This is a genomic window from Pseudarthrobacter sp. NPDC058329, assembly GCF_042879835.1.
Lineage (GTDB): Bacteria > Actinomycetota > Actinomycetes > Actinomycetales > Micrococcaceae > Arthrobacter.
In genome coordinates this window covers 215,793-239,770 of record NZ_JBHVZR010000004.1, presented here as the reverse complement: position 1 = coordinate 239,770, position 23,978 = coordinate 215,793, and the positions used below count along the sequence as shown (strand labels likewise).

The window sequence follows — 23,978 nt, the reverse complement described above, 5'->3', positions numbered from 1 at the left end:
GGCTCAGCCGATCCGGGGGCTACTGCTTGCCGTACTTCCGATGAACTGCCTGCTTGCTGACGCCCAGGCACTGCGCAATGGCCTCCCAGGACAATCCGGCCTGCCTCGCGCTCCGGACCAGCGACGATTCGGCCCTGTTCACTTCCTTCTGCAGTTCGGCGACGGCGTGCAGTGCCTCCGCCGGCCCCATGCCATCCATTGATCCCACGAGTGTTTTCATGCGGTCCACCTCCATGGCGTCAACAATAATTGACGGACCGCCGGACGTCAACGGAAATTGACGGGGCCGCCTTGGAGGGACCCGGGGTCAGCGCCGGGCTGAGTCGACCCCAGTCCACACCCAGGGCTCCCGCGGCAGGGCAACCGGGTCAAAAGCAGCCATTGCCCGCTCAAGGGGCCCGGCCGGCAGCCCCAGCGATTCCAGCAGCGTGTCCCTCACGGCGTCAGCTGGAAGTCCGGCCTCCGCCAGATCCCGCAGCGTCACCGCACCGTCGCGCTTGGCCAGCCGGACGCCGTCGGCATTCACCACCAGCGGCACATGCACATATTCCGGAACGGGAATATTCAGGAGCGTGGCAAGAAGCGCCTGCCGCGGGGTGGAAGGGAGGAGGTCGTCGCCGCGGACCACCTGATCTATGCCCTGCTCGGCGTCGTCCACCACCACGGCAAGGTTGTAGGCGGTCACGCCGTCGTTGCGGCGCAGCACAAAGTCATCCACCAACCCGGTATAGGAGCCGTGCAACAGGTCGCGCACCGTGTATTCCGCGACGTCGGCGCGGAGCCGGGTGGCAGCGGGGCGGGTGGATCGCTTGAACTCCAGCTCAGCGGGATCGAAGTTGCGGCAGGTCCCCGGATACGCACCCTGCGGCGCGTGCGGAGCGGACGGAGCGTCCTGGATTTCGCGCCGGGTGCAGAAGCATTCGTAAGTGAGCCCGGCACCCGTGAGCCGGGAGATCGCTTCGTCGTAAAGGGTGCCACGGGCGGTCTGGCGCACCACGTCGCCGTCCCAGGTGATGCCAATGGCCAACAGGTCCCGCAGTTGCTCCGCTTCCGCGCCCGCCCGCGCGCGGTCGAGGTCCTCCACGCGGAGCAGGAACCTCCGGCCGGTGGAGCGGGCAAACAACCAGGCAAGGATGGCCGTCCTCAGGTTCCCCACATGGAGTTCACCGGAGGGACTGGGGGCAAAGCGGCCTGCGGAGCTCATGGATCAACCCTATGCGGGAAGGGTGATTAGGCCGGAACAACACAAGAGCCCCTCAGCTACCGATGACTTCGGGGATCCGACGTCGGTAGCTCAGGGGCTCTTGCCGTGTTTGCAGAATGACCGTGGTGTGAACAAGAGTCAATCAGCGGCGGCCTCCTTGCGGGAAGCTGTGTCCAGTTGCCGGGGGGTGTGCCGGGAGCCTGTCAGCCAGTTGGGATTCAGCGGTAGCTTTGCCTTCGTTGCCATCATTTGAGCAGAAGACCTACAGTGGGGACAACAAGCAGTGCCTCGAGTGGTCAATCTGACCAACTCAGCTGGCCCTGCGCCGACAGGAACTGATCAGATTGCAGGAATTGGACGCCACCGACAAGCGCATCCTCAAGGGCTTGGACGAAGACCCCCGCGTTCCCGTTATGGTGTTGGCACAGCGGCTGGGCCTGGCCCGCGGAACAGTGCAAAGCAGGCTGGAGCGGATGACGGCCTCGGGAGCGCTGCGCCCGAACAGCAGCAGGGTAATTCCCGCCGCGCTGGGACGCGGGGTGGCCGCCTCCGTGAGCGCCGAACTGGACCAGAGCCACCTCAACGAGGCCATAGCCGCGCTGCGGAACATTCCGGAGGTGCTGGAGTGCCACGCGCCGGCCGGGGACACCGACCTGCTGATCCGCGTGGTGGCCACCAGCCCGGACGACCTCTACCGCGTCTCGGAGGAAATCAGGCTGTGCCCGGGCATCGTGCGGACTTCCACCAGCATGTTCCTCCGCGAAGTCATCCCCTACCGCACTACCGGCCTGCTCGCCGACTGACCGCCTACACGGGCGGGCCGGCGTTTGACTTCAGGTTTTTCATGACCAGGGTTGAGGTCAGCCGCTCAACCCCGGGCAGTGACGTGAGTTCGGCGTCGTAGAAGCGCTGGTAGGCAGGCAGGTCCTCGGCGATAACCTTCAGCAGGTAGTCGGGCGACCCGAACAGCCGCTGGGCCTCCACGATGTTGGGATTCTCCGCGACCCGGTCCTCAAAGACCTCCATCGTGGAGCGGTCCACCTGGCGGAGGGTCACGAACACAATCGCCTCGAACCCCAGGCCGACGGCAGAGGGATCGATGTCCGCGCGGTAGCCCCGGATCACGCCCGACTGCTCCAGGTCGCGCAGCCGCCGATGGCACGGAGCAACGGTCAGACCGACCTTTCCGGCGAGCGCCGTGGCGGTCATCCGGCCATCAACTTTAAGGTGGCGCAAAATATTTCGATCAATATGGTCGATCACGCAAAAATCTTATCGCCGAAGCCGCTCCATGCGCGAAATAGGACAGCACTTCTTGGGTGAAAGTATCTAAGGTTTCTCCTGACGGACCCCACGGCAGGAGAAACTATGAACCCCGAGCTGTTTTTCGCCTTTGTGCTGGTGGCCGCAGCCCTTGCCTGCACGCCCGGAGTGGACTGGGCGTACTCCATTGCAGCCGGGCTTAGGGCGCGGAGCTTTGTGCCGGCAGTGGCCGGGCTTTGCGGCGGGTATGTCCTCCACACGGTCCTGCTGGTGGCGGGGCTTGCCGCACTTCTTACGGGAATGCCCGGCGTCCTGGGCTGGCTCACCCTGGCCGGTGCCGGGTACCTGATGTGGCTGGGTGTGAGCACGCTTCGGTCCTGGCGCGGTGCCAGCTTCTCGGCAGGTACCGGCAGCGACGACGGTACACGGCTCCGCACCTTCCTGCAGGGCATGGGAACCAGCGGCATCAACCCCAAGGGCCTGTTGTTCTACGTGGCACTCGTACCCCAGTTTGTGAGCGCGGAGGCCGCCCTGCCCGTCCCGGTCCAGTCCGGCGTGCTGGGGATGACGTTTGTGCTGCTCGCCGGCCTGGTGTACACCGCCGTCGCGCTGCTGTCCCGCACCCTGCTGCAGAGCCGGCCTGGCGCCGCCCGGGCGGTGACGCTGGCCAGCGGGGTGATCATGGTGGTGCTGGGTGCCGTACTGCTCGGCGAACAACTCCTGCCGCTTTTCAACGGAGAGCAGGTTGCCGGCGCCTAGCCGGACAACCTAATCGTCGCTGAGTTTCTTCCAGTCCTGCTCCCAAATCCGTCGCATTTCCTCGTCCTTGCGGATGGGCACGGGCGCTGCGATCTCCCGCTGTGGCACCGGGTCCTCGTGCCGCCGCCCCCAGTCCCTTGGGTTCAGCGACCTCCGGCTGGAGTCGAGGAGCAGCAGCGCCCGGTCCGTCAGGGCGTCATTTCGCAGGGTCAGGTGCGTCTTCCGCCGGCGCAGGACCTCTGCCAGTGCCTGGTTCGCTGCATCCAGCCGGCCCTCACGCCGCAGGGCCCGTGCCCGCACAATCAGAAGGGCTGCAGAGAGATCGTCCGCGTTGAGCAGGCCGTCGGTCCAGTCGATCACTGTCCGGCTCCGGCCGAGGGTCAGCGCCAGGGAGCAGCGCGCCAAAGCCATGGGGAGCGATGGCGGCAGCCCGGTGAGCGCGTCCAGCGCCGCCTCCGTGCGCCCGGTCTCCCGCAAGGAGTGCGCCAGAGCCAGGAACACCGATTCCTCGCTGAACAGGACGGGGATCTCCACGCGCTCGGCCAGTTCGATGTGCGTGACGATCCTGGTGAGGTAGGTGGACGAATAGCGGTTGGCTTCATCCTCATTCCTGGTAGTGAGCCCGCGCTGGAGAAGTTCCGATGCGCGCAGGTAGCCGCCCTGCTTGTAGACCAGCAGGCCGGCCATGAGGTAGCAGAGCCCGGCCCATCCGGGGTAGGCGCGTGCCAGTGTGATCAGCTGCTCGGGCTGGCGGCTGGTGAAAACCGCCTCGTGCACGGCTTTGGCGGGCTTGGGCGGCATCCGTTTCAGCCGGGGAATCTCGCCGTCCACGGAGAGCAGTGCCGGGTGGCGCCCACCGAGCACGCCGGTGAGCAGGCTGCCCACTCCCCCGGCAAGGTCATGGACCGGCGTGCGCAGCTGGGGTTGGCCAAAGGGTGTGAGGTCGCGGCGGTCCCAATAGATCGGTGCGGAGTCCCCGGGCGTCATCTTTCCATGCTAACCGGGACCCCTGGCAGCCGGGCGATCCCGCACTGCCCCGCGCACCACGATGCCGGGCCAACCTGGGCCTTGTTCCGGCAGGAAATTTCCGCGAGGCTGGTAAGTACCCTTGGCAGTTCCGACATCAGCAAGGAGAACGCCGTGCACATCGACAAGTCCCAGATCCTCGAGCTCCTCAGGCACCAGGGGGAGAATGACAAGGCCGCCCAGGCGGAGTCCGAACTGCCGGAGCAGGTGGACACTGACCAGCACGCCGACCTGCTGTCCAAGCTGGGCATCAATCCTGCGGAATTGCTGGGAAAGCTTCCGGGCGGCCTCGGGGACAAGCTGGGCGGGCTGGGCCTCTAGCTCAGCCCCGTTCCATAAACCACTCGGTGAAGGCGGCGGCCCTCCCGGCGGGGTCCAGCCGCAGGACCCAGAGGTTGTCGTAGGTGGGCCGGTCGCCCGAATAGATGGTGACGGCCTGGATAAACGCGGTGTCGCCGTCCGCGCCCAGCAGTTCCCAGCTGAAGGTCCAGTCACCGGGTTCATCACGGGCTGCGAGCCAGCCGTCCACGATGCCTTCGCGCCCCTGCCACGCGTGGGGGTCATGGGGCCGGGTTTCGTACCGGGCGTCGTCGGTAAAGAGGGCGCCGATGTCCTCGGGCCGGTTGCTGGCCCAGGCGGCCTGGTAATTGTCCATCCAGGCCTGCACGTGCTCGCGGGCTAAAGTTCGCTCAGTCATGGTGCCGTTCTACGCCCCTCCGCAGGGGGCCGCAAGGGCCTTACCCGTTGGCGGCGGCGACCCACACGCCGATCACCCAGGTGCTGGTGGCCAGGCAGGCCAGCCCGAACTCGGCGAGCATACCCAGTCCGGTGGCTTTGAGGGCTGCCCAGCTGGAGGTCGTCGCCGTGCCGATGTTCCGCGTGCGGAGGAATTCGCTGAGCAGCAGGCCGGCCGCGAAACCGACGAATAGCCCCACCACGGGAATGATGAACATTCCCACCACTCCCGTGACCAGTGCCACCACGATGCTTCGGCTGGGTATCGCGTGTTCCTTAAGCTTCCTACCCGTGAGGACTGCACTGGCGGCCATGCCCGCAACCACAAACACCATGGCAATCGCGAACACCACCCAGCCCGCGGCGCCGGCTCCGCCCCAAATGGCCCAGGCCAGCAGGCTGGCACCAATCAGGATGCTGCCCGGAAGTACCGGGATCACGGTGCCTGCCACGCCTACCAGAATTGCCAGGCCGCACAGGACGGTCACCACGGTTTCGGAGTTCATGATCCCCAGTCTATGGTTGGGGCCCGTTTGGACTGCGACGGCGGTGCCTCCCGCGCGAGGGGAGCCACCGCCGTCGTAATTCTAAGAAAGCGCAGGGCTGCTACCCGGCCTCCACCGCAGCGGCGACAGCGGCGGTCACGGCGGGAGCCACCCGGGGATCGAGGGGGCTGGGCACGATGTAGCTAGCCGAGAGGTCCTCTGCTGCGAGCTCGGCGATGGCGTAGGCAGCGGCAAGCTTCATGGCAGGGGTGATGCGCCGGGCGCCGGCGTCCAGGGCGCCGCGGAAGATGCCAGGGAAAGCCAGCACGTTATTGATCTGGTTGGGGAAATCGCTGCGGCCGGTGGCCACCACGGCGGCGTACTTCACGGCGACCTCGGGCAGGACCTCGGGATCGGGGTTGGAGAGGGCGAACACGATGGCGTCCTGGTTCATCAGGGCCAGGTGCTCCTCGTCCAGCTTCGAGGAGGAGACGCCGATGAAGACGTCGGCCCCGGCCAGCGCCTCGGCAGGGCCGCCGTTGATGCCGCGGGGGTTGCTGCGGCCGGCGATGTCGGCCTTCTTGCTGGCAGTGTCCGTGGCGAGATCCTGGCGGCTGGCGTTGATGATGCCGCGGGAGTCCAGCAGGACCACGTCGGTGATACCGGCGGCCAGCAGGATTTCGGCGACGGCGATGCCGGCTGCGCCTGCACCGGAGACCACAACACGAAGGCTTTCCAGTTTACGGCCGGTCACCTTGGCCGCATTGGTCAGCGCGGCGAGGGCAACGACGGCGGTACCGTGCTGGTCATCGTGCATCACCGGGCAGTCCAGGGCCTCGATGAGCTTTTCCTCCAGCTCGAAGCAGCGGGGCGCGGAGATGTCCTCGAGGTTGACCGCGCCGAAGCTGGGGCGCAGGCGGACAAGGGTTTCCACGATCTCGTCCACGTCCGTGGTGTTGAGTACGAGCGGAATGGAGTCCAGGTCGCCGAAGGTCTTGAACAGGGCGGACTTGCCCTCCATGACGGGCAGTGAGGCGCTGGCTCCGATGTTCCCCAGACCCAGGACGGCGGTGCCGTCGCTGACCACGACTACCAGGCGCTCGGCCCAGGTGAGGGTTCGGGCCAACTCCGGCCTGGCATGGATTGCCCGGCTGACCTCCGCCACACCCGGAGTGTAGGCGATGGACAGGTCACGCTTGTTGGACAACGGAACGGTGCTGGCGATGGAGAGCTTGCCGCCCTGGTGGGCATCAAAGATCTCGGTTTCGCTTAGCGCCGTGGCTGCGGAATTGTCGGTGGCTGCAATTGCGTCAATGGACACGTCGTTGTCTCCTGGTGCTCGCCGTGGGCACACGGCACGTAGGGATCAGGCCCAAACAGGCCTGAACGGAAGTGGTGCGGCGGAATACCCTGGGGTGGCGGGTCCGTGGGAGCTCGGGGATGGGCCCTGCTGCTCCGTTTCGACCATGGTAGGCGGCGGGAAGCGGGCTTCCGGTGCAGTTTGACGGTTGGAAATGGTGCCAAAACGTTTATCCAGGCGCATCTGTGACCCACGCCACGGCAATAAGCCCGATTTAATCCATTATTGGTCTAGACCGATTACGCGCTTTGGTGGAGTGTGTAGCTGCCCCCGGCGGCCGGAGCGAGGCGCGTGCAGGCCTTCTTGAGGTCTTCCTCAGCCTCGAAAAGGGAAAGGCGGCGGTTCCGGACGGACTGGACCAGACCAGTGACCGTCAACAAAAGGACCCTGGCCGCGGTGGCATCACCGGAGGCATTGGACACCAGTTTTTCGCTGAGAGCGTCGATGTCGCGCAGGAGGGCCGTAGTGTCCCGGTCCGGAAGGTAGACGCCTCGGCTCAAGCACTGCTCGACGGCTGGCTGCATCACCCTCATGTGGAAGATCTCCATCACCAAACCGCCCAGCGCCCTGCCACGGAACCGCGCCGCACTGGTGCTGCGGGCCACCTGCAGCTCTCCAAGCTGGTGGCGGTAGAGAGCCAGCATCAGGTGGGTGCTGGTGGGGAAGTAGCGGTACAGCGTGCCCGGGGGCACGTCAGCCCTGGCGGCCACCTCGGGCAGTTCCACTGCGTCCAGGCCCTTCCGGGCGAAGCCGGCGGCAGCATCGAGGATGCGCGCATAGCGGAGCCGCTGGCGTGGAGCGGAGGGCACGGCGGCCATGGGCGGATGGTCTGGAAAGGTCTCAGGCATCTGTATTCCGGGGTTGTGATCCTATGGTGCAGCAGCCGTGAGCGTCCCCATCCCGGACCGCCTGCAATCCGGTTCAACTATACGGCACCGTACTGCAGCGTAACTTGTCAGCTGCCTTAGTGACGGGCCGTTCGAAAGTCAGGCCACGCTCTTGATTTTGACCACGAAGACAGCGCCGAGCAGGCCGATGATGGCGGCCATGGAGAAGAGTGTGCCGTACCCGCCGAATTGCGTCACCGCGAGGAAAGCGAGGCCCGTTGCGAACACTTGCGGCAGCGAGGCGGCCACGTTAATGACTCCCATATCCTTGCCTCGGTCCGCGGCCTGCGGGAGCACCTGCGTCAGCAGGGCGAAGTCAACGGCCTGGTAGGCGCCGTAGCCGATGCCCAGGATGCCGGCCCCAATCAGGGCGCCGGTCCACACGGGGAAGAACGCCATGGTGAGGCCTGCCATGGCGATCATGACGGAAGAGGCGATCACGAATGGCTTGCGCTTGCCCACCCGGTCGCTCCACGGCCCCGCGATCACCGCAGTAATCATCACCAACACCGCATAAATGCCGGTAAGGGTCAGGACCCCCAGCGCTGGGTTCTCATGCTTGATGACGTCCGCGAGGAAAAAGATCAGGTACACAATGGTCAGCTGGTTGCAGACGTTGACCAGGAAGCGGGTGAGCCACGCCCACGCGAAGTCCGGGTGGCGGGCCGGGCTGATCCAGAAGCCGCGGAGGAAATTGCCCCACGAGAACGGCGGGCGGAGCTCCCTGGGCAGCGGCGGGTCATTTCGGTGGAACAGGTACGGCAGCACGGAGAACAACAGGGCGGCCGCACACATGGCGTATCCCACCATGAAGTTCCCGGAAACTACCGCCCCGAAGACCGCGCCAAGGAGGATCCCCGCCGTTTGCCCCAGGGCAGCCAGTCCCCCCACGCCGCCGCGCTGCAGCACCGGAACGCGGTCCGGAATGGCTGCGGTGATGGCCGCGTAGGCCGCGTTGGCGCCCAGCTGGACCAGGCACCAGAACAGGACCATCAGGGCAACAGCCGTGGCCCCGGACATTGCCAGCAACGCTGCGGTGGCCAGGATGGCACCCGCCAGGACCCAGGGGGAACGCCGGCCGAAACCTGAGACCGTTCGGTCGGACAGCGCACCGAAGAGCGGATTGGCCACCAGGGATACGGCGGCCCCGCACCCAAGTACGAGGGAGGCGATGGCTTCCTTGTTGGCTTCGTCGATGCCAATGGCCTGCTGGGCGATAAAGATGTTGATGGGTCCGAAGAACGCGGCGTTAATGCCAACATTGACCAGCACCAGCCCGGTTACCCAGCGCGCCGTGACCTTCTGCGTCGGTTCGGCGAGCGCAGCAGTCGTGGTCCGCGGAACGTCCGGCGGGACCGGTGTGTTGGACAGGCTCATGGCTGGTTCCCCCCGGGGCAGGTGCTGATGCTGGAAATCAGACTATCGTGGGCCTTGCCCGGCGTCTGTGCCGCACGCCGGGGCAGTTGCGAGTGCGCGGCATTCCGAGGCTCGAAGGAGAACCACATGAACGCTGCTTCCACCCCTGCCATCAACACGGCCGATCTCTATGACGAGCGCGGCGACGAATTGGGCTCGGTGTCACTGCAGTTCCAGTCCCTGGGCGGCCGTTCCCACTTCAGCGGACAGGCGCGGACCATCCGCTGCTTCCAGGACAACGCCCTGGTGAAATCCACGCTCGCAACCCCCGGCAACGGCAATGTGCTGGTGGTGGACGGCGGCGGTTCGCTGGGGACTGCCCTGATGGGGGACATGATCGCCGAAAGCGCCGTGGCGAACGGCTGGGCCGGCGTCGTGATCAATGGGGCCATCCGGGACCGCAAAGCTATCGCCCAACTGGACCTCGGAGTCAAGGCATTGGGCAGCAACCCGCGCAAGAGCGCCAAGGCTGGTGCCGGCGAAGTTGATGTGGACGTGGAGATCGACGGCGTGACCATAAGGACCGGGGCGATGATCTGGTGCGACCCGGACGGCATCCTCGTGGAGCGCTGACCACCCGCCCGCTTGGACGAACTTTCGGTTCCGGGGAATGGGCAGGGGCGTACGATAGTTACTGAAAGCAACTATCGTGGATTTCCCTTTCCCTGGAGCACTTATGTCCAAACCCACTGCCGTGCGCGCCGCAGGAGAAACCCTGACGAAGCGCCAAATTGTCACCGTGATGGTGGGCCTGATGCTGGGCATGTTCCTGGCATCGCTGGACCAGACCATCGTGTCCACTTCCATCTACACCATCGCCAACGACCTCGACGGGCTCTCCCTCCAGGCCTGGGCCACCACCGCGTACCTCATCACATCCACCGTCAGCACCCCGCTGTACGGCAAGCTGAGCGACATCTTCGGCCGCCGCCCGCTGTACCTGACGGCCATCGTGATCTTCCTGGCGGGATCCCTGTACGCCGGATCCGTCCACTCCATGACCGAACTGGCCCTGGCCCGTGGCGTCCAGGGGCTGGGTGCCGGCGGCCTGCTGGCCCTCGCCCTGACCATCATCGGCGACATCGTGCCCCTGAAGGAACGGGCCAAATACCAGGGCTACTTTATGTCCGTGTTCGGCATCTCCTCGGTGCTGGGCCCCGTAGTGGGCGGTGCGTTTGCCGGCTCCGCCAACATCCTCGGCTTCGAGGGCTGGCGCTGGGTGTTCTTCATCAACCTGCCCATCGGCCTGGCCGCCCTGGCTGTGGTGTTCCTGTTCCTGCACCTGCCGGCCAAGCACGTGAAGCAGAAGATCGACTACTGGGGTGCTGCGGCCATCACCCTGGCTATCGTGCCGCTGCTGCTGGTGGCGGAGCAGGGCCGCAGCTGGGGCTGGGCATCCCTGAACTCCTTCCTCTGCTACGGCCTGGGCATTGTGGGCATCATCGGGTTCCTGCTCGCCGAGAAGCGCGCCGGGGACTACGCGCTGATCCCGCTGCGGCTCTTCCGGAACGCCACGTTCGGCCTGTCGTCGCTGCTGAACTTCATCATCGGCATCGGCATGTTTGGAGCCATCGCCATGCTCCCGATGTACCTGCAGCTGGTCAAGGGCCTCACACCCACAGAGGCCGGCCTGATGATGATCACCTTCACCATCGGCATCCTCAGCGGCTCCATCACGGCCGGCCGCACCATCTCCGCCTCCGGCACCTACCGGATCTTCCCCATCATGGGCACGGCCATCCTCACGGCTGCGGCCCTGGTGATGGGACTGTCCCTGGGCGTGGACACGGCCCTGTGGGTTCCGGGACTGATCGCGGTGTTCTTCGGCATGGGCCTGGGCTTCTGCATGCAGCCGCTCACGCTTGCCATGCAGGTGTCCGTGCCGCGCCGGGACATGGGCGTGGGCACCTCCTCCGCCGCGTTCTTCCGTTCCATGGGCGGCGCCGTGGGAACTGCTGTGTTCATCTCCATGCTGTTCAGCCTGGCCGCCGGCCGGATCGCAGACACCATGAGGACCGCCCTGGGAAATGCCGATTACCAGGCGGTCCTTCAGGACCCCGCGGTAGCGGCGGACCCCGCCAACGCGAAGCTGTATGAGTTCTTCCGGAACGGGGCATCCAACGAATCCCTCAATGACACCAGCTGGCTCCACACGGCCAACAGCACGCTGACCCGGCCCATCACCGAGGGTTTCGCGTACGCCATCGACACCGTCATGCTCACCGCAGCAGTGCTCACCGGCATCGCCTTCCTGATCAGCTTCGCGCTGCCGAACAAGAAGCTCACCGACTCCAAGGCGGTTCCGCAGGAGCCGGCCGTGGTGCACTGACCTTCGCTGCCCGGTTCTGAGGCCGACGACGGCGGGACCCTTCCGCCGTCGTCGGCATCTTCCGGTGCGCCGGGCAGGAAGGCGCCCGGCACCGCCCGACTGGAAACCGTGCGCCGTGGCGTGGAACACTGTACAGCGCGTGTGCGCCGGCCCAGTGGCCGGTTCCGCAGCCGACGACGTCCGCACCGCATCCATCCAAACCCCAGACCAAGGGAGCACCATGCCCACTGCCCAGGAGCAGACAACCGCCCAGATACCGCGGCGGGTGATCTGGCTGGCACTTGCAGGTGCGGTGGGCGGATTCCTGTTCGGTTTCGATTCGTCCGTGGTGAACGGCGCAGTGGACGCCATGAAGGATGAGTTTGCGTTGTCCGAGGCTGTTACGGGCTTCGCCGTGGCCATTGCCCTGCTGGGCTGTGCAGCCGGAGCCTACCTGGCCGGCAAGGTTGCCGACCGCTACGGCCGCATCCCTGCCATGAAGCTGGGTGCGCTGCTCTTCCTGGTCAGCGCCCTTGGCACAGGGTTCGCCTTCAGCGTCGGGGACCTGATCTTTTGGCGCCTTGTGGGCGGGCTGGGGATCGGCCTGGCCTCGGTGATTGCCCCGGCGTACATCTCTGAAATCTCGCCGCGCAAAGTCCGTGGCCGCCTGGCATCGCTGCAGCAGCTTGCCATCACCACGGGTATCTTCGCCGCGCTGCTGTCCGATGCGCTCTTCGCCACCAGCGCGGGAGGGGCCGGCCAGGCGTTCTGGCTGGGGATCGAGGCCTGGCGCTGGATGTTCCTGGCCGCAGCGGTGCCCGCCGTGGTGTACGGCTGGGTGGCCTACACCCTTCCCGAATCCCCCCGCTTCCTCGTGTTCCTGGGCAAGGAGGACGAGGCCCGCAGGGTGTTCGATTCGATCGCCCCGGCTGAGGACACCGACCGGCACATCCGCGAGATCCGTGAGGCCATCGAGGAAGACAAGGTCGCCGGCCAGAAGGGCTCGCTGCGCGGCAGGACCTTTGGCCTGCAGGCGGTTGTCTGGGTGGGCATCATCCTGTCCGTCCTGCAGCAGTTCGTGGGCATCAACGTGATCTTCTACTACTCCACCACGCTGTGGAAGGCGGTGGGATTCCAGGAAAAGGACTCGCTCACCATCTCGGTGGCCACCTCCATCACCAACATCCTGGTCACCCTTGTAGCCATCGCACTGGTGGACCGCATCGGACGGCGTCCCATCCTGCTGGCGGGCTCAGTGGGTATGGCCGTATCCCTGGGCGCCATGGCCCTGGCATTCTCCACGGCTGTTGGTTCCGGCGAAGAAATTCCCCTGCCGGGCGCCTGGGGTCCGGTTGCCTTGGTGGCCGCGAACGTTTTTGTGGTCAGCTTCGGCGCGTCCTGGGGGCCGCTGGTGTGGGTGCTCCTCGGCGAGATCTTCCCGTCCCGGATCCGCGCCCGGGCCCTCGGCCTGGCTGCTGCCGCGCAGTGGGTGGCGAACTTTGCCATCACGCTGAGCTTCCCGGTCATGGCCGCCGGTTCACTGCCGCTGACGTACGCCATGTACGCACTGTTCGCGGCGGCGTCATTCTTCTTTGTAATGTTCAAGGTGCCCGAGACCAATGGCATGTCGCTGGAGCAGGCGGAGACCCTGTTCGTGGCGAAGGGCTCCAAGAAGGGCTAGCAACGCCCTCCCACTTCCTGCGGGAACGCATAAACCCCCGCTCACTTTCCGTGGGCGGGGGTTTGCGCTTTACCGGTCCGGCCTGCGCGGCAGGTCAGGCGAAGTAGACGCCGATCCGGTTGCCGTCGATGTCCTCGATGCGGATGTCGATGTCGTACACGTCGCGGAGCATGGCCTGCTGCATGATCTGCCGCGGGCTGCCCTGGTGCACCAGCCGCCCGTCCTTCATGGCCAGGATGGTATCCGAGTAGCAGGACGCGAAGTTGATGTCGTGGACCACCAGGACGATTGTCTTGCCGAACTCGTCGGCCAGCCGGCGCAGGAGCCGCATCATCTCCACCGAGTGCTTCATGTCCAGGTTGTTCAGGGGCTCATCGAGCAGCAGATACTGCGTGTCCTGCGCCAGCACCATGGCGATGAATGCACGCTGGCGCTGGCCGCCGGAGAGTTCGTCCACGAACTTGTCCGCCATGCGGGTCAGGTCGAGGTGCGCGATGGCCTCCTCCACCTTGCCGAGGTCCTCCACCGTGGGCCGGCCGCCGGAGTGGGGGAACCTGCCGAAGGCCACAAGGTCCCGCACCGTCAGGCGCATGGTCAGGTGGTTCTCCTGCCGCAGGATGGCCATGGTCCTGGCCAGTTCCCGGCTGTCTGTGGAAGCGATGTCCAGCCCGGCCACGGAGACGGCCCCGGCCTCAAGCGGCTGCAGCCGGCTGATCAGCGAGAGCAGGGTGGATTTTCCCGCTCCATTGGGACCAATGATGGAGGTGATGCCGCCTTGCGGGATCATGCAGCTGACGTCGTCGAGGACGGCCTGGCCACCATAACTCTTGGAGACGTTGCGGACGTCGATCACGGCCGGACTCCCGTTCCGGTGCGGGGAAGGGGGCAGGTCATTTCAGGGAGCCTTTCAGAAGGAGATACAGGAACAGGATGCCGCCCGCGAATTCGATGACCACGCTCAGGGCGGTGCCGAAGCCGAACACCTTCTCCAGGAGCAGCTGGCCGCCCACCAGGGCCACGGCGCCGATCAGCACCACGATGGGCAGCAGCCAGGCATGGCTGAAGCCGCGGCACAGCTGGTAGCCAAGGCTCACCACCAGTAGCCCGAAGAATGTCACTGGCCCCACCAGTGCCGTGGACACCGCCACCAGCAACGAGCACCCGAGCAGTACGCGCATCACCACTTTCCGGTGGTCCACACCCACGTTGATGGCGACGTCCCGGCCCAGCGCCAGGACGTCGAGTGTGTGGCGGGACCGCCATACAACGGCACAGACAACAGCAACCATGACCGCCGAGACGGCCAGCAGCGCCGGGTCCACGTTGTTGAAACTCGCGAAGAACAGGTCCTGGAGGATGATGAACTCGCTCGGCTCCATCAGCCGCTGGAGCAGCGAGGAGAGGCCGCGGAACAGGCTGCCAAGGATGACGCCCACCAGCAGAAGCAGATGGAGGGAGCGGGTGGCACCAGTGAACATCCAGCGGTAGAGCAGCGCGCTGAACGCCACCATCAACAGCACTTCGACGCCGAACTGTAGTGTGGGCGGGGCGGCCACCACCGCGGCGGCACCAAGCGTGAACGCCATGGCAGTCTGCACCAGGATGTACAACGAGTCGAACCCCATGATGGACGGCGTGAGGATCCGGTTGGCGGTCACGGTCTGGAACAGCAGCGTGGACACGCCCACAGCCACCGCCACCAGCAGCATTGCGGCCAGCTTGATGGCGCGGCGCGGCAGGATGTACCCCACGTTGCCCTTGAGGTCGAAGAACAGGAAGAGGCAGACGACGGCGGCAGTCGCCGCGAGCAGGATGCCCGCCACGAGGCGCGGTGAGGCGCTGCGGACGGCGGCCTTGAGCCTTTGCTGCACACCCGCCGTCGGACTCTTGGGGTGGGCGGATTCGTTGGTGGGCGGCAGCAGCGTGGTGCTACTAGGCATTGCGCTTCCTCAGGATCAGGACGAGGAAGAGTACGGCGCCCAGCACGGACATCACCATTCCCACGGGGACCTCGTAGGGGTAGCGGATGGTGCGGCCGATGATGTCGCAGGCCAGCACGAACGCGGCGCCGAACAGGGCGGTCCAGGGCACGGCGCGGCGAAGGTTGTCGCCAAAAATGAGGGACACGATGTTGGGCACCACCAGCCCCAGGAAGGGAACGGCACCCACGGTGGTCACCACCACCGCAGAAATCAGCGAGACGATGATCAGTCCCAGCCGCATGGTCCGGCCGTAGTTCAGGCCAAGGTTGGTGGTGAAGTCCTGGCCCATGCCGGCCACGGTAAACCGGTCTGCGGCGAGCAGGCCCAGCAGCATCAGGCCGGCGACGATCCATAGGAGCTCGTACCGGCCGCGAAGGACGCCGGAGAAGTCGCCGATCATCCAGTTGCTCAGGGTCTGCAGCAGGTCGTAGCGGTAGGCGAAGAACGTGGTGACGGCAGCGATGACACCGCCCAGCATGATTCCCACCAGCGGGATGAGCAGGGTGTTGCGGGCCGGCAGCCGCCGCAGGATGGCCAGGAAGAGCGCAGTTCCCAGCAGTGCAAAGGCGCTGGCCACCAGCATCTTGGCCAGCACCGGGGCCTGCGGGGCGAAGACGGTGACCACCAGGATTCCCAGGGTGGCGGATTCAACCGTCCCCACCGTGGAGGGCTCCACGAAGCGGTTCCTGGCCATGAGCTGCATGATCAGGCCTGCGACGGCAACCGCCATGCCTGCGAGCAGCACTGCGAGGGTCCGTGGAACGCGGGAAATCCAGAAGACCTCCACCGTGGCCGGGTCGCCCGCCAGGAGAGCCGGCAGGGAGACGTCGCTGACGCCCACAAACATGCTCACGGCGGCGAGGGCAAGGACGGCGGCAGCGCCCGCAGCCAGGCCTGCGCCGTGGCGGGCCTGGCTGCGGGTTGCCGGCGCAACGGGGCGCACGGCGGTGGCGGTCATGGTGGTTGAACCAGGTTTGCGGCGCTAGGCCACTGATGCGGCGACGGCGTCAACCATCGCTTTGACGTTGTTCAGGCCGTATCCCACGAGGTACCAGCCGGACGGATCAAGGTTGATCACCTTGTTGTTCCTCGCGGCGTTGGTGGACTGGACGAGTTCGTTGTCCAGGATGGGATTGGCGGCGGAGGCTTCGGTTCCCACCGCGGTGTCGCGGTTGATGACGTACAGGATGTCCGGGTTGGCCTGCTTGATGTATTCGAAGGAGACCGCTTCGCCGTGGCTGCCGTCAACCTTGACGTCGGCGGCCGTGGGGACGCCCAGGACGTCGTGGATGATGCCGAAGCGTGAGCCGGCGCCGTAGGCGGTCACTTCGCCGCCGGAGGTGAGGACGATGAGGCCCTTGCCTGCACCGGCAGCCTTGGCCTTGGTCTCGGAGATGGTGGCGTCCACCGCGGCGAGTTTCTCCTCCACTTCAGCTGACTTGTCGAAGATGGTCCCGAGCTTTTCGGTCTGGGCCTTAAAGCCTTCCAGTGGCTGGGCCGCATCAATGGACAGGTCGATGGTCGGAGCGATCTTGCTCAGTTCCTCATAGGCTCCCGCCGTACGGCCGGAGATGATGATGAGGTCCGGATCGCCGGCACTGATGGCCTCGAAGTCGGGCTCCTTCATGGAACCGATCTTGGAGTACTTGGCGTCCGAGAACTTCGCCAGCGCCTCGGGGTAGGCCGCTTCCGGCACGCCGGCAGGCTCCACGCCCAGGGCATCCAGGGTGTCCAGTACGCCCAGGTCGAACGTAAAGACCTTTTCCGGATTCACCGGCACGTTGGCGGTGCTGCCCTGGGCATGCTCAACGGTGATGGTGGCGGTTTCGTCAGCGGGCGTCGCCGTCGCGCTTCCTCCGCAGGCGGTGACGGTCAAAAGTGCCGCTCCCGCCGCAAGTGCCCCCACATAGCTCGACAGCTTCTTCTTCACGTTCTTCTCCGCTCGGGTAATACGTCACAACTTCGTTGCCTAATGGCCAGAGCCTATAAGTAAGGGAAGGCTAACTTCAAAACGGGAGCGGCTATTGGCGTCATAAGTGGGAGAGGTCACACAGAACGACGCCGGCACCCTGGTGGGTACCGGCGTCGTGATTGCAGGAGGGGTGCCCGGAAAGGGGCAGGATCTGCAGGAGGGTTGCCCCAAAAGCGGCAGAAAGTGAGAGAGCGTCAGGCGGGGGTGCCGGCCACCTCTGCCTGGCGTTCTTCGACCAGCGTCGCGACGGCGTTGAACAGCGGGTGCCCCGGCTCCAATCCGGTGATCCGGACTGTTGCGTCCGGGGCGTTGGCGGAGGTGAGGATTTCCGCCAGTTCCGTTGCCTCGGTATCGGCGGGATCGTTGAAGCGCAGGGCAGCGGCGATGGCGCCGAGCAGCGCCTCCGGCACCACGCCGCGTTCGGCGAGTTCTGCGGCCGGCCCGATGAACCGTTCGTGCCGGCTCAGCTTGCGCAGGGGCGCGCGGCCCACCCGGTTCACGGTGTCCGGCAGGTGCGGATTGGAGAACCGGACCAGGATCTTCTGGACGTAGGCCTCCTGTTCGTCATGGCTGAAGCCGTGCTTTGCCACCAGTAGCTGCTTGGTTTCCTCGAGCACGGCCCTGACATCCTCCGCAACGTCCTGGTCAGCCATGGCGTCGGAAATCTTCTCCAGGCCCGCTTCGAACCCCAGGTAGGCGGCCGAGGCGTGGCCGGTGTTCACGGTGAAGAGCTTCCGTTCGATGTACGGCGAGAGGTCGTCCACGAAGGTTGCACCGGGAATTTCCGGGACGGTGCCGCCAAAGGCAGACCGGTCGATGACCCACTCGTAGAACGTTTCCACCGTGACGTCCAGGCCCTGGCCGGCTTCCTGGTTGGGCACGATCCGGTCCACTGCGGTGTTCGCGAACACGGCCTTGCCGTCCAGTGCACTGGCGGCGGCCCCGGGTTGGGAGGCCACCTCCTGGGCCAGGATGTCCGTGGCGTTGATGGCGTTCTCGCACGCCATCACCTGCAGCGGCGCCAGCCCGGGGGCCCGCGCGGCGATGCCCTTGGCGATGGCCGGTGCCACGAACTTCAGGACGTGCGGGCCCACGGCGGTGGTCACGATGTCCGCCGTGGCGATCTCCGCGATGAGCTCGGCTTCCTGGGTGCTTGAGTTCAACGCCCGGAAGTTGTTCACGGTCCGTACCGCGGGGTTCTCCCCCACCTCATGCACCGCGTAGCTGTCCGCGGCGGCGAGCTGGTTGATGAGTTCCTCGGCGACGTCGGCGAACACCACCTCGTAGCCTGCGTTATGCAGGAGCAGGCCCACGAAGCCCCGGCCGATGTTTCCGGCGCCGAAATGTACTGCCTTCACTATGCGTTGACCTTTCCGAAGAGCTCCAGGACCTCGTCCTCGGACGTGGCGGCCTCAAGCCGGGCCACCTGTTCTTTGTTGGTGAAGACCTTCGCGATGGAGGACAGGATGTGCAGGTGTTCGTTGTTCACGCCGGCGACGCCCACTACGAACTTGACCTGCTTGCCGTTCCAGTCGATGCCTTCGGGATAGCGGATCACGGACACCGCGGACTTCCGGATGTGGTCCTTGGCCGCATTGGTTCCGTGCGGGATGGCCAGGAAGCTGCCCATGTACGTGGACACTGACTGCTCGCGCTCGTGCATGGCCCTGATGTAATCCTCGTCCACCGCGCCGCGGGCCAGCAGGAGCCGGCCGGCTTCCTCGATGGCTGCATCCCGGGTGGTGGCTGTTCCGCGGAGCACCACACTTTCCCGGGCGAGGATCTCCGGGGCACCGGCCGCTGGCGCTTTGGCGGCGGAGGTTCCGACGGCGGTGCCGGGGGCAGCTGCGCCGGCTGCTCCCGTTGCGGGTCCTGCGGAGGCTCCGCCCGGCGTTCCCGCACCGGCGTCCGGCCCTTCCGTTGCCACGGTGCCTTCGGTGTTGCTTCCCCGGACCAGCTCAACGATCTCGTCGTATTCCGGGCTGCTCATGAAGTTGTCAACGGAGTAGTGGACCGCACTGGACGTAGCCGGCCTGGCGCGTTCGGTCAGGTCCTGGTGGGTGACCACAACGTCATAGTCGTCCTTGAGGTTGGCGATCGAGGCGTTGGTGACCTTCACGTCCGGGAACCCGGCAGCCTTGATCTTGTTCCGCAGCACGGAGGCGCCCATGGCACTGGAGCCCATGCCGGCGTCGCACGCGAAAACAATGTTCCGTACCGGACCGGCGAGGACGCCCACGCCGCCTGCCCCGGAAGCGGCACCGGTGAGCGTGGAGGAAACCGAGCTCTTCTTGCCCTTCATGGCCTCCATCTTGGAGGTGGCTGCGTTCAGGTCTCCCTCGTCGCTGTGGCGGGTGGTCTTCATAATGACCGAGGCCACCAGGAAGGAAGCAGCCGTGGCCAGCAGCACCGCGAGGATGACGCCCACGTAGCTGTCGCGCGAGGTCTGGGCGAGCACGGCGAAAATGGAGCCCGGAGCCGCCGGTGCAACCAGGCCGGAGTTGGTGATCGCCAGGGTGGCGATGCCGGTCATGCCGCCGGCAATGGCAGCCAGGATCAGCAGCGGGCGCATCAGCACGTAGGGGAAGTAGATCTCGTGGATGCCGCCGAGGAAGTGGATGATAGCGGCACCGGGGGCTGACGCCTTGGCGGCCCCGCGGCCAAAGAACATGTACGCCAGCAGGATGCCCAGGCCCGGGCCGGGGTTGGCTTCGAGCAGGAACAGGATGGACTTGCCCTGCTCCAGGGACTGCTGGATGCCCAGCGGGGTGAGCACGCCGTGGTTGATGGCGTTGTTGAGGAAAAGTACCTTCGCCGGCTCAATGAAGATACTGGTGAGCGGCAGCAGGCCGTTGTTGACCAGGAACTGGACCACGTTGCCGGCCCCCGCGCTGAACGCCGAAACCACCGGAGCGATGGCATAGAAGCCCAGCATGGCCAGCAGCGCGCCCCAGATGCCTGCGGAGAAGTTGTTGACCAGCATCTCAAAGCCGGGGCGGATCTTGCCGTCCCAGATGGAGTCAATCTTTTTGATGGTCCAGCCACCCAGCGGGCCCATGATCATGGCGCCGATGAACATCGGGATGCCGGCGCCCACAATCACGCCCATGGTGCCGATGGCACCCACCACGCCGCCGCGGACGTCGTAGACCATCTTGCCGCCGGTATACCCGATGAGGAGCGGCAGCAGGTAGGTGATCATTGGCCCCACCAGGCCGGTATTCGGCACACCGTTGGTCTCACCGAAGCCGCCCAGCTGAGGAACCGGCAGCCAGCCCTTTTCAATGAACAGGGCCGTGATAAGGCCCCAGGCAATGAAGGCGCCGATGTTGGGCATGATCATTCCGGACAGGAACGTCCCGAACTTCTGGACGCCAACCCGCACGCTGGTGCGGGGTTTTGCAACTGTCTCTGTTGCCATGTGATTTCCTAACCGTCATTCCTGCGGCTGCGCAGGATGGTCCGATACTTACGACGACGTGCTGGTGGAGCTGGGTGGCGCTTTTCAGCCGGCAGGGCTGGTGGAGATCCGGTGGAGCCATTCGAGGAAGAGTTTGAGTTCCGAGCTGGAGAGCTGGTCTGAGTGCGAAGCCTGAAGTGCGGCGTTCAGGGCGATCGCGGCCACCACCACCGAGGATTTTCCGGTGTCTCCCGGGGCCGCGCCGCTGGCGGGCTCGGCGGACACCGCGAAGATCATGGCATCCCGGGTCATGGTGGACAGTTCGAGGTTCCGGTCCGAGGCGGGTTCCGCAATCAGCATCAGCGTCACACCCACGTTTGCGGCCAGGATGGACCTGGCTGCTTCCCTGGGCTGGACGTTCAGCTGGCCCGCCACTGCTGCCTTGTTCAGCATCTCCTCCATCAGCGCCTCGGCATCGGCAACGATGGCGGGGCGGCTTTCCGGGCGGATATTGCCGAACATCACCAGGTACAGCTCCGGCTGGTTGAGCCCAAACTGCACGTGGTTGTCCCACATTCTCCGGATATCCACGAGCGGCTGCCCGGAGGGGGCGAAGTCTCTTTCGCCCGCAACATACTCTTCAAACCCTGCGGCGACGACGGCGTCAAACAGGCCTTCCTTGTCACCGAAGTGGTGGTACAGCGTGGGAGCTGTCACCCCTGCCAGCTGCGTGATCTGGCGGGTGGAGACGGGCGCCCCCGCGGAATTTGCCAGCAATTCCGCGGCTGCACGGAGCAGCCGCATTTTGGGGGGAAGCTGGCCATCCAAACTCATAACCGCTACCCTAGCACCTATAGCATTGCTATATGAACTGAATCACATACAATTTTTTTCAGGCACGTTTCCCGCTTCCGGACGTAGCAGTCCTCCGGCGGGCCGGCATGGCGCCGGACATATCGGCGGGCCTGGCAACCGGCAGAGAATGAGGACCTTCAGTGCAGAACTTCCCAGGAGTAGGCGTCAGTCCAGGCCGCGTTATCGGCACCGTCCGGCAGATGCCCAAACCCATCAGCGAACCTCCGGCCGGCGAACTGCTGGCGCCGGACACCACCGCCGAGGAAGCCACAGCAGCCCTGAAGGCGGCATCCCAGGCAGTGCACGATGAACTCAAGGCGCGGGCCGCCCACGCCACCGGCGACGGCAAGGCCGTCCTGGAGGCCACGGCACTGATGGCCAAGGACACCATGCTGATCAAGGGCGCCGCCAAGCTCATTGCCCGTGGCACCTCAGGCGAGCGCGCCATCTGGGAGTCCGGCTCCTCCGTCTCGGAAATGCTCCACAACCTCGGCGGCTACATGGCCGAACGAGCCACCGACGTCCTGGACGTCCGCGCCCGGATTGTGGCCGAGCTGCGCGGTGTCCCCGCCCCAGGCATCCCCGCCTCCAGCACCCCGTTCGTCCTGGTGGCCGAGGACCTGGCCCCGGCCGATACCGCCACCCTTGATCCCAACAAGGTCCTGGCCCTCGTCACCGCAGGCGGCGGCCCCCAGTCCCACACCGCCATCATCGCGCGTTCCCTCGGCCTTCCCGCCGTGGTCGCCGCCGTCGGCGTTGACGAACTCCCGGACGGCACCGAAGTCTATGTGGACGGCGCCGGCGGCAGCATCACCGCCGATCCGGACGAAAGCCTGCGGGCAGCAGCGGAAGCATGGGCGGCCACCGCTTCCCTGCTGGCTGAGTTCAGCGGCACGGGCGCGACGGCGGACGGCCACCTGGTCCCGCTGCTCGCCAACGTGGGCGGCGGCAAAGACGCCGAGGCGGCCGCCAAGCTGGGCGCCCAGGGTGTGGGCCTGTTCCGCACCGAGTTCTGCTTCCTGGAGCGGGACACCGAACCCTCAGTCGAAGAGCAGGCCGCCGCCTACAAGAGCGTCTTTGACGCCTTCCCGGGCAAGAAGGTAGTCCTGCGGACGCTCGACGCCGGCGCGGACAAACCGCTTCCCTTCCTGACCGACTCCACGGAGCCCAATCCCGCACTCGGCGTCCGCGGCTACCGCACCGACTTCACCACTCCCGGCGTCCTGGACCGCCAGCTGGAAGCCATCGCCCTGGCAGAGCAACAGTCCGAAGCCGACGTGTGGGTGATGGCCCCGATGATTTCGACGGCGGAAGAGGCTGCCCGGTTCGCCGCCATGTGCGCAGATGCCGGCATCAAGACCCCCGGCGTCATGGTGGAGGTCCCGTCCGCCGCCCTCACCGCGGAGGCCATCCTCCGCGAAGTGGGCTTCGCAAGCCTTGGCACCAACGACCTCACCCAGTACGCCATGGCCGCCGACCGCCAGCTTGGCCCGCTGGCCAACCTCAACACGCCCTGGCAGCCGGCCGTCCTGCGGCTGGTGGGCCTGACGGTGGAGGGCTCGCGCGCGGAAGGCAGCAACAAACCCGTGGGCGTCTGCGGTGAGGCAGCCGCGGACCCGGCACTCGCCGTCGTACTGACCGGACTCGGTGTGAGCACGCTGTCCATGACGGCCCGGTCCCTCGCCGCCGTGGCAGCGGTACTGAAGACGGTCACCCTGGAGGAGGCGCAGCAACTGGCCAAGCTTGCCCTGTCCGCCCCCAGCGCCACCGAGGCGCGGGCGTGGGTCCGGGAAAAGCTGCCCGTCCTGGAAGAACTGGGGCTCTGATCCTGCCGGTCCCCGCCCTGCCGGCGGGGGCCTCGGCCAGGCCGTGACGCCGAATCCGTTGACGGCCCTGACCCAGCCGCTGATGGCCTGGGCCGCGATGTGCGGGGCGGTGTGCTGGAACACATGGCCCTGGCCAAGGATTTCGGCTATGGTTCCCTGCTGGGCAGCCTCTGCCAGTTTCACGCACCAGGGGCGGCGGGCAATGGGATCTTTGGTGCCGCGGAGCACCAGCACGGGCTGGCTGACGCCGGCCAGCCGTTCCTCCATGGGATACTCCATCATCACTGGCAATTCCGTCAGGTACCAGCGCATCCCGGCACGGAGGTAGTCGCCGAACACAATGACGTTGGACGTCAGGGACTCGCTGAACATCGCGTCCCTGGTCAAGGCCAAGGCCTGCCTGGTCACGGACTTCCTGCCGGTTTCCACCACCGGGCCCATCAGCACAACGCCGGCCACCCGCCCGGGTTCCTGCAGCGCCAACTGCACGGCGAACTGCGCACCCATTGAGTGGCCCACCACCACGTAATTCCGGACCCCGGCCTCCGCCAGGACAGCGCCTACGAATGCCGCAAACTCAGCAACCTGCAGCTGGCGCCCGGGGTTTGACGATTTCCCGAAGCCGGGGAGGTCGAAGGAGTACACGTCCGCTTCCTTCGCCAGCTCCAGGTGCAGCCGGGCAAGGTAGCGGTGGGAGACGCCGATGCCGTGCAGCAACACATAGGCAGGCCGTGTTCCCGTCCCGGACGGGAGGGCGGAGGCGTAGAGCCTTCCCTGCAAACCGCCGGATTCAACGTCCCGGCCACCAGATAATGCCAT

Annotated in this window: 23 protein-coding genes and 1 pseudogene; 7 read left to right on the top strand and 17 right to left on the bottom strand. The window is 65.9% G+C overall.

Annotated elements, in window-relative coordinates; all coding sequences use genetic code 11:
• Nucleotides 1-19: 19 nt before the first annotated feature.
• Both ACFVYC_RS08545 and gluQRS read right to left on the bottom strand, forming a co-directional pair.
• A complete protein-coding gene (locus ACFVYC_RS08545; protein WP_387548951.1) occupies nt 20-220 on the bottom strand; it encodes an AsnC family protein in 201 nt (66 codons plus the stop codon).
• 87 nt (nt 221-307) lie between these two features.
• Nucleotides 308-1,204: a tRNA glutamyl-Q(34) synthetase GluQRS gene (gene gluQRS / locus ACFVYC_RS08540; RefSeq protein WP_387548949.1), complete on the bottom strand. Its 897-nt coding sequence runs from the start codon at nt 1,202-1,204 to the stop codon at nt 308-310.
• Nucleotides 1,205-1,548: 344 nt separating this feature from the next.
• On the opposite strand from gluQRS, the gene ACFVYC_RS08535 reads away from it, so the two are divergent.
• Nucleotides 1,549-2,007 (top strand): Lrp/AsnC family transcriptional regulator, encoded by a 459-nt coding sequence (locus ACFVYC_RS08535; protein ID WP_387548947.1) that lies wholly within the window; start codon nt 1,549-1,551, stop codon nt 2,005-2,007.
• 4 nt (nt 2,008-2,011) lie between these two features.
• On the opposite strand, the gene ACFVYC_RS08530 is transcribed toward ACFVYC_RS08535, so the two are convergent.
• Complete coding sequence (locus tag ACFVYC_RS08530) at nt 2,012-2,467, bottom strand: Lrp/AsnC family transcriptional regulator (RefSeq protein WP_387548946.1); 456 nt, start codon at nt 2,465-2,467, stop codon at nt 2,012-2,014.
• 105 nt (nt 2,468-2,572) lie between these two features.
• Between ACFVYC_RS08530 and ACFVYC_RS08525 the strand changes: the two genes are divergently transcribed.
• Nucleotides 2,573-3,226 (top strand): LysE family translocator, encoded by a 654-nt coding sequence (locus ACFVYC_RS08525; protein ID WP_387548944.1) that lies wholly within the window; start codon nt 2,573-2,575, stop codon nt 3,224-3,226.
• A gap of 9 nt (nt 3,227-3,235) precedes the next feature.
• On the opposite strand, the gene ACFVYC_RS08520 is transcribed toward ACFVYC_RS08525, so the two are convergent.
• Nucleotides 3,236-4,213 (bottom strand): hypothetical protein, encoded by a 978-nt coding sequence (locus tag ACFVYC_RS08520; RefSeq protein WP_387548942.1) that lies wholly within the window; start codon nt 4,211-4,213, stop codon nt 3,236-3,238.
• A gap of 153 nt (nt 4,214-4,366) precedes the next feature.
• On the opposite strand from ACFVYC_RS08520, the gene ACFVYC_RS08515 reads away from it, so the two are divergent.
• Nucleotides 4,367-4,573 (top strand): hypothetical protein, encoded by a 207-nt coding sequence (locus ACFVYC_RS08515; RefSeq protein ID WP_387548940.1) that lies wholly within the window; start codon nt 4,367-4,369, stop codon nt 4,571-4,573.
• Between the two features lies 1 nt (nt 4,574).
• Here ACFVYC_RS08515 and ACFVYC_RS08510 read toward each other — a convergent pair whose 3' ends face one another.
• The 5 genes from ACFVYC_RS08510 to ACFVYC_RS08490 form a co-directional block, all read right to left on the bottom strand.
• Nucleotides 4,575-4,949: a nuclear transport factor 2 family protein gene (locus ACFVYC_RS08510; protein WP_387548938.1), complete on the bottom strand. Its 375-nt coding sequence runs from the start codon at nt 4,947-4,949 to the stop codon at nt 4,575-4,577.
• Nucleotides 4,950-4,989: 40 nt separating this feature from the next.
• Nucleotides 4,990-5,493: a DUF456 domain-containing protein gene (locus tag ACFVYC_RS08505; protein WP_387548937.1), complete on the bottom strand. Its 504-nt coding sequence runs from the start codon at nt 5,491-5,493 to the stop codon at nt 4,990-4,992.
• 100 nt (nt 5,494-5,593) lie between these two features.
• Nucleotides 5,594-6,793 (bottom strand): NADP-dependent malic enzyme, encoded by a 1,200-nt coding sequence (locus ACFVYC_RS08500; RefSeq protein WP_387548935.1) that lies wholly within the window; start codon nt 6,791-6,793, stop codon nt 5,594-5,596.
• Between the two features lie 278 nt (nt 6,794-7,071).
• Nucleotides 7,072-7,680 carry a TetR family transcriptional regulator gene (locus ACFVYC_RS08495; protein ID WP_387548933.1) on the bottom strand — a complete coding sequence of 203 codons (609 nt, stop codon included), beginning with the start codon at nt 7,678-7,680 and terminating at the stop codon, nt 7,072-7,074.
• A gap of 138 nt (nt 7,681-7,818) precedes the next feature.
• Nucleotides 7,819-9,096, bottom strand: coding sequence for an MFS transporter (locus tag ACFVYC_RS08490; protein ID WP_387548931.1), 1,278 nt, complete (start codon nt 9,094-9,096; stop codon nt 7,819-7,821).
• A gap of 126 nt (nt 9,097-9,222) precedes the next feature.
• Here ACFVYC_RS08490 and rraA point away from each other — a divergent pair, with 126 nt between their 5' ends.
• The 3 genes from rraA to ACFVYC_RS08475 all read left to right on the top strand — a co-directional run bounded on the left by rraA (nt 9,223) and on the right by ACFVYC_RS08475 (nt 13,124).
• Nucleotides 9,223-9,708: a ribonuclease E activity regulator RraA gene (gene rraA / locus ACFVYC_RS08485; RefSeq protein ID WP_387548929.1), complete on the top strand. Its 486-nt coding sequence runs from the start codon at nt 9,223-9,225 to the stop codon at nt 9,706-9,708.
• Nucleotides 9,709-9,811: 103 nt separating this feature from the next.
• A complete protein-coding gene (locus ACFVYC_RS08480) occupies nt 9,812-11,464 on the top strand; it encodes an MDR family MFS transporter (protein ID WP_387548927.1) in 1,653 nt (550 codons plus the stop codon).
• Between the two features lie 220 nt (nt 11,465-11,684).
• Nucleotides 11,685-13,124 (top strand): sugar porter family MFS transporter, encoded by a 1,440-nt coding sequence (locus ACFVYC_RS08475; RefSeq protein ID WP_387548926.1) that lies wholly within the window; start codon nt 11,685-11,687, stop codon nt 13,122-13,124.
• 94 nt (nt 13,125-13,218) lie between these two features.
• Here the strand turns inward: ACFVYC_RS08475 and ACFVYC_RS08470 are convergent, their stop codons facing one another.
• The 7 genes from ACFVYC_RS08470 to ACFVYC_RS08440 form a co-directional block, all read right to left on the bottom strand.
• The gene (locus ACFVYC_RS08470; RefSeq protein ID WP_387548924.1) at nt 13,219-13,977 is read right to left on the bottom strand and encodes an ABC transporter ATP-binding protein; all 759 of its coding nucleotides are present in this window, start codon (nt 13,975-13,977) and stop codon (nt 13,219-13,221) included.
• A gap of 37 nt (nt 13,978-14,014) precedes the next feature.
• A complete protein-coding gene (locus ACFVYC_RS08465; RefSeq protein WP_387548922.1) occupies nt 14,015-15,064 on the bottom strand; it encodes an iron chelate uptake ABC transporter family permease subunit in 1,050 nt (349 codons plus the stop codon).
• Nucleotides 15,057-16,064 carry an ABC transporter permease gene (locus ACFVYC_RS08460; RefSeq protein ID WP_387548920.1) on the bottom strand — a complete coding sequence of 336 codons (1,008 nt, stop codon included), beginning with the start codon at nt 16,062-16,064 and terminating at the stop codon, nt 15,057-15,059. Before ACFVYC_RS08460 ends, ACFVYC_RS08465 begins: the two co-directional genes overlap by 8 nt.
• A gap of 24 nt (nt 16,065-16,088) precedes the next feature.
• Entirely contained in the window at nt 16,089-17,036 is a 948-nt protein-coding gene (locus ACFVYC_RS08455) for a siderophore ABC transporter substrate-binding protein (RefSeq protein ID WP_387548919.1), read from the bottom strand.
• 236 nt (nt 17,037-17,272) lie between these two features.
• On the bottom strand, nt 17,273-18,436 hold the full coding sequence (locus ACFVYC_RS08450; RefSeq protein WP_387548917.1) for a mannitol-1-phosphate 5-dehydrogenase: 1,164 nt from the start codon (nt 18,434-18,436) through the stop codon (nt 17,273-17,275).
• Nucleotides 18,436-20,499 (bottom strand): PTS mannitol transporter subunit IICBA, encoded by a 2,064-nt coding sequence (locus ACFVYC_RS08445; RefSeq protein WP_387548915.1) that lies wholly within the window; start codon nt 20,497-20,499, stop codon nt 18,436-18,438. Before ACFVYC_RS08445 ends, ACFVYC_RS08450 begins: the two co-directional genes overlap by 1 nt.
• 84 nt (nt 20,500-20,583) lie before the next feature.
• On the bottom strand, nt 20,584-21,312 hold the full coding sequence (locus ACFVYC_RS08440) for a TetR/AcrR family transcriptional regulator (protein ID WP_387548913.1): 729 nt from the start codon (nt 21,310-21,312) through the stop codon (nt 20,584-20,586).
• A gap of 161 nt (nt 21,313-21,473) precedes the next feature.
• Here ACFVYC_RS08440 and ptsP point away from each other — a divergent pair, with 161 nt between their 5' ends.
• Entirely contained in the window at nt 21,474-23,159 is a 1,686-nt protein-coding gene (ptsP, locus tag ACFVYC_RS08435) for a phosphoenolpyruvate--protein phosphotransferase (protein WP_387548911.1), read from the top strand.
• A gap of 159 nt (nt 23,160-23,318) precedes the next feature.
• Here ptsP and ACFVYC_RS08430 read toward each other — a convergent pair.
• Nucleotides 23,319-23,978, bottom strand: a pseudogene (locus ACFVYC_RS08430) (alpha/beta fold hydrolase); the annotation flags it as partial.

What these genes read in the sequence shown, in the direction of transcription:
- ACFVYC_RS08545 (WP_387548951.1), bottom strand. Translation starts at nt 220, where the DNA reads ATGAAAACACTCGTGGGATCAATGGATGGCATGGGGCCGGCGGAGGCA.
- gluQRS (WP_387548949.1), bottom strand. Translation starts at nt 1,204, where the DNA reads ATGAGCTCCGCAGGCCGCTTTGCCCCCAGTCCCTCCGGTGAACTCCAT.
- ACFVYC_RS08525 (WP_387548944.1), top strand. Translation starts at nt 2,573, where the DNA reads ATGAACCCCGAGCTGTTTTTCGCCTTTGTGCTGGTGGCCGCAGCCCTT.
- ACFVYC_RS08520 (WP_387548942.1), bottom strand. Translation starts at nt 4,213, where the DNA reads ATGACGCCCGGGGACTCCGCACCGATCTATTGGGACCGCCGCGACCTC.
- ACFVYC_RS08510 (WP_387548938.1), bottom strand. Translation starts at nt 4,949, where the DNA reads ATGACTGAGCGAACTTTAGCCCGCGAGCACGTGCAGGCCTGGATGGAC.
- ACFVYC_RS08505 (WP_387548937.1), bottom strand. Translation starts at nt 5,493, where the DNA reads ATGAACTCCGAAACCGTGGTGACCGTCCTGTGCGGCCTGGCAATTCTG.
- ACFVYC_RS08495 (WP_387548933.1), bottom strand. Translation starts at nt 7,680, where the DNA reads ATGCCTGAGACCTTTCCAGACCATCCGCCCATGGCCGCCGTGCCCTCC.
- ACFVYC_RS08490 (WP_387548931.1), bottom strand. Translation starts at nt 9,096, where the DNA reads ATGAGCCTGTCCAACACACCGGTCCCGCCGGACGTTCCGCGGACCACG.
- rraA (WP_387548929.1), top strand. Translation starts at nt 9,223, where the DNA reads ATGAACGCTGCTTCCACCCCTGCCATCAACACGGCCGATCTCTATGAC.
- ACFVYC_RS08480 (WP_387548927.1), top strand. Translation starts at nt 9,812, where the DNA reads ATGTCCAAACCCACTGCCGTGCGCGCCGCAGGAGAAACCCTGACGAAG.
- ACFVYC_RS08475 (WP_387548926.1), top strand. Translation starts at nt 11,685, where the DNA reads ATGCCCACTGCCCAGGAGCAGACAACCGCCCAGATACCGCGGCGGGTG.
- ACFVYC_RS08465 (WP_387548922.1), bottom strand. Translation starts at nt 15,064, where the DNA reads ATGCCTAGTAGCACCACGCTGCTGCCGCCCACCAACGAATCCGCCCAC.
- ACFVYC_RS08460 (WP_387548920.1), bottom strand. Translation starts at nt 16,064, where the DNA reads ATGACCGCCACCGCCGTGCGCCCCGTTGCGCCGGCAACCCGCAGCCAG.
- ACFVYC_RS08445 (WP_387548915.1), bottom strand. Translation starts at nt 20,499, where the DNA reads ATGGCAACAGAGACAGTTGCAAAACCCCGCACCAGCGTGCGGGTTGGC.
- ACFVYC_RS08440 (WP_387548913.1), bottom strand. Translation starts at nt 21,312, where the DNA reads ATGAGTTTGGATGGCCAGCTTCCCCCCAAAATGCGGCTGCTCCGTGCA.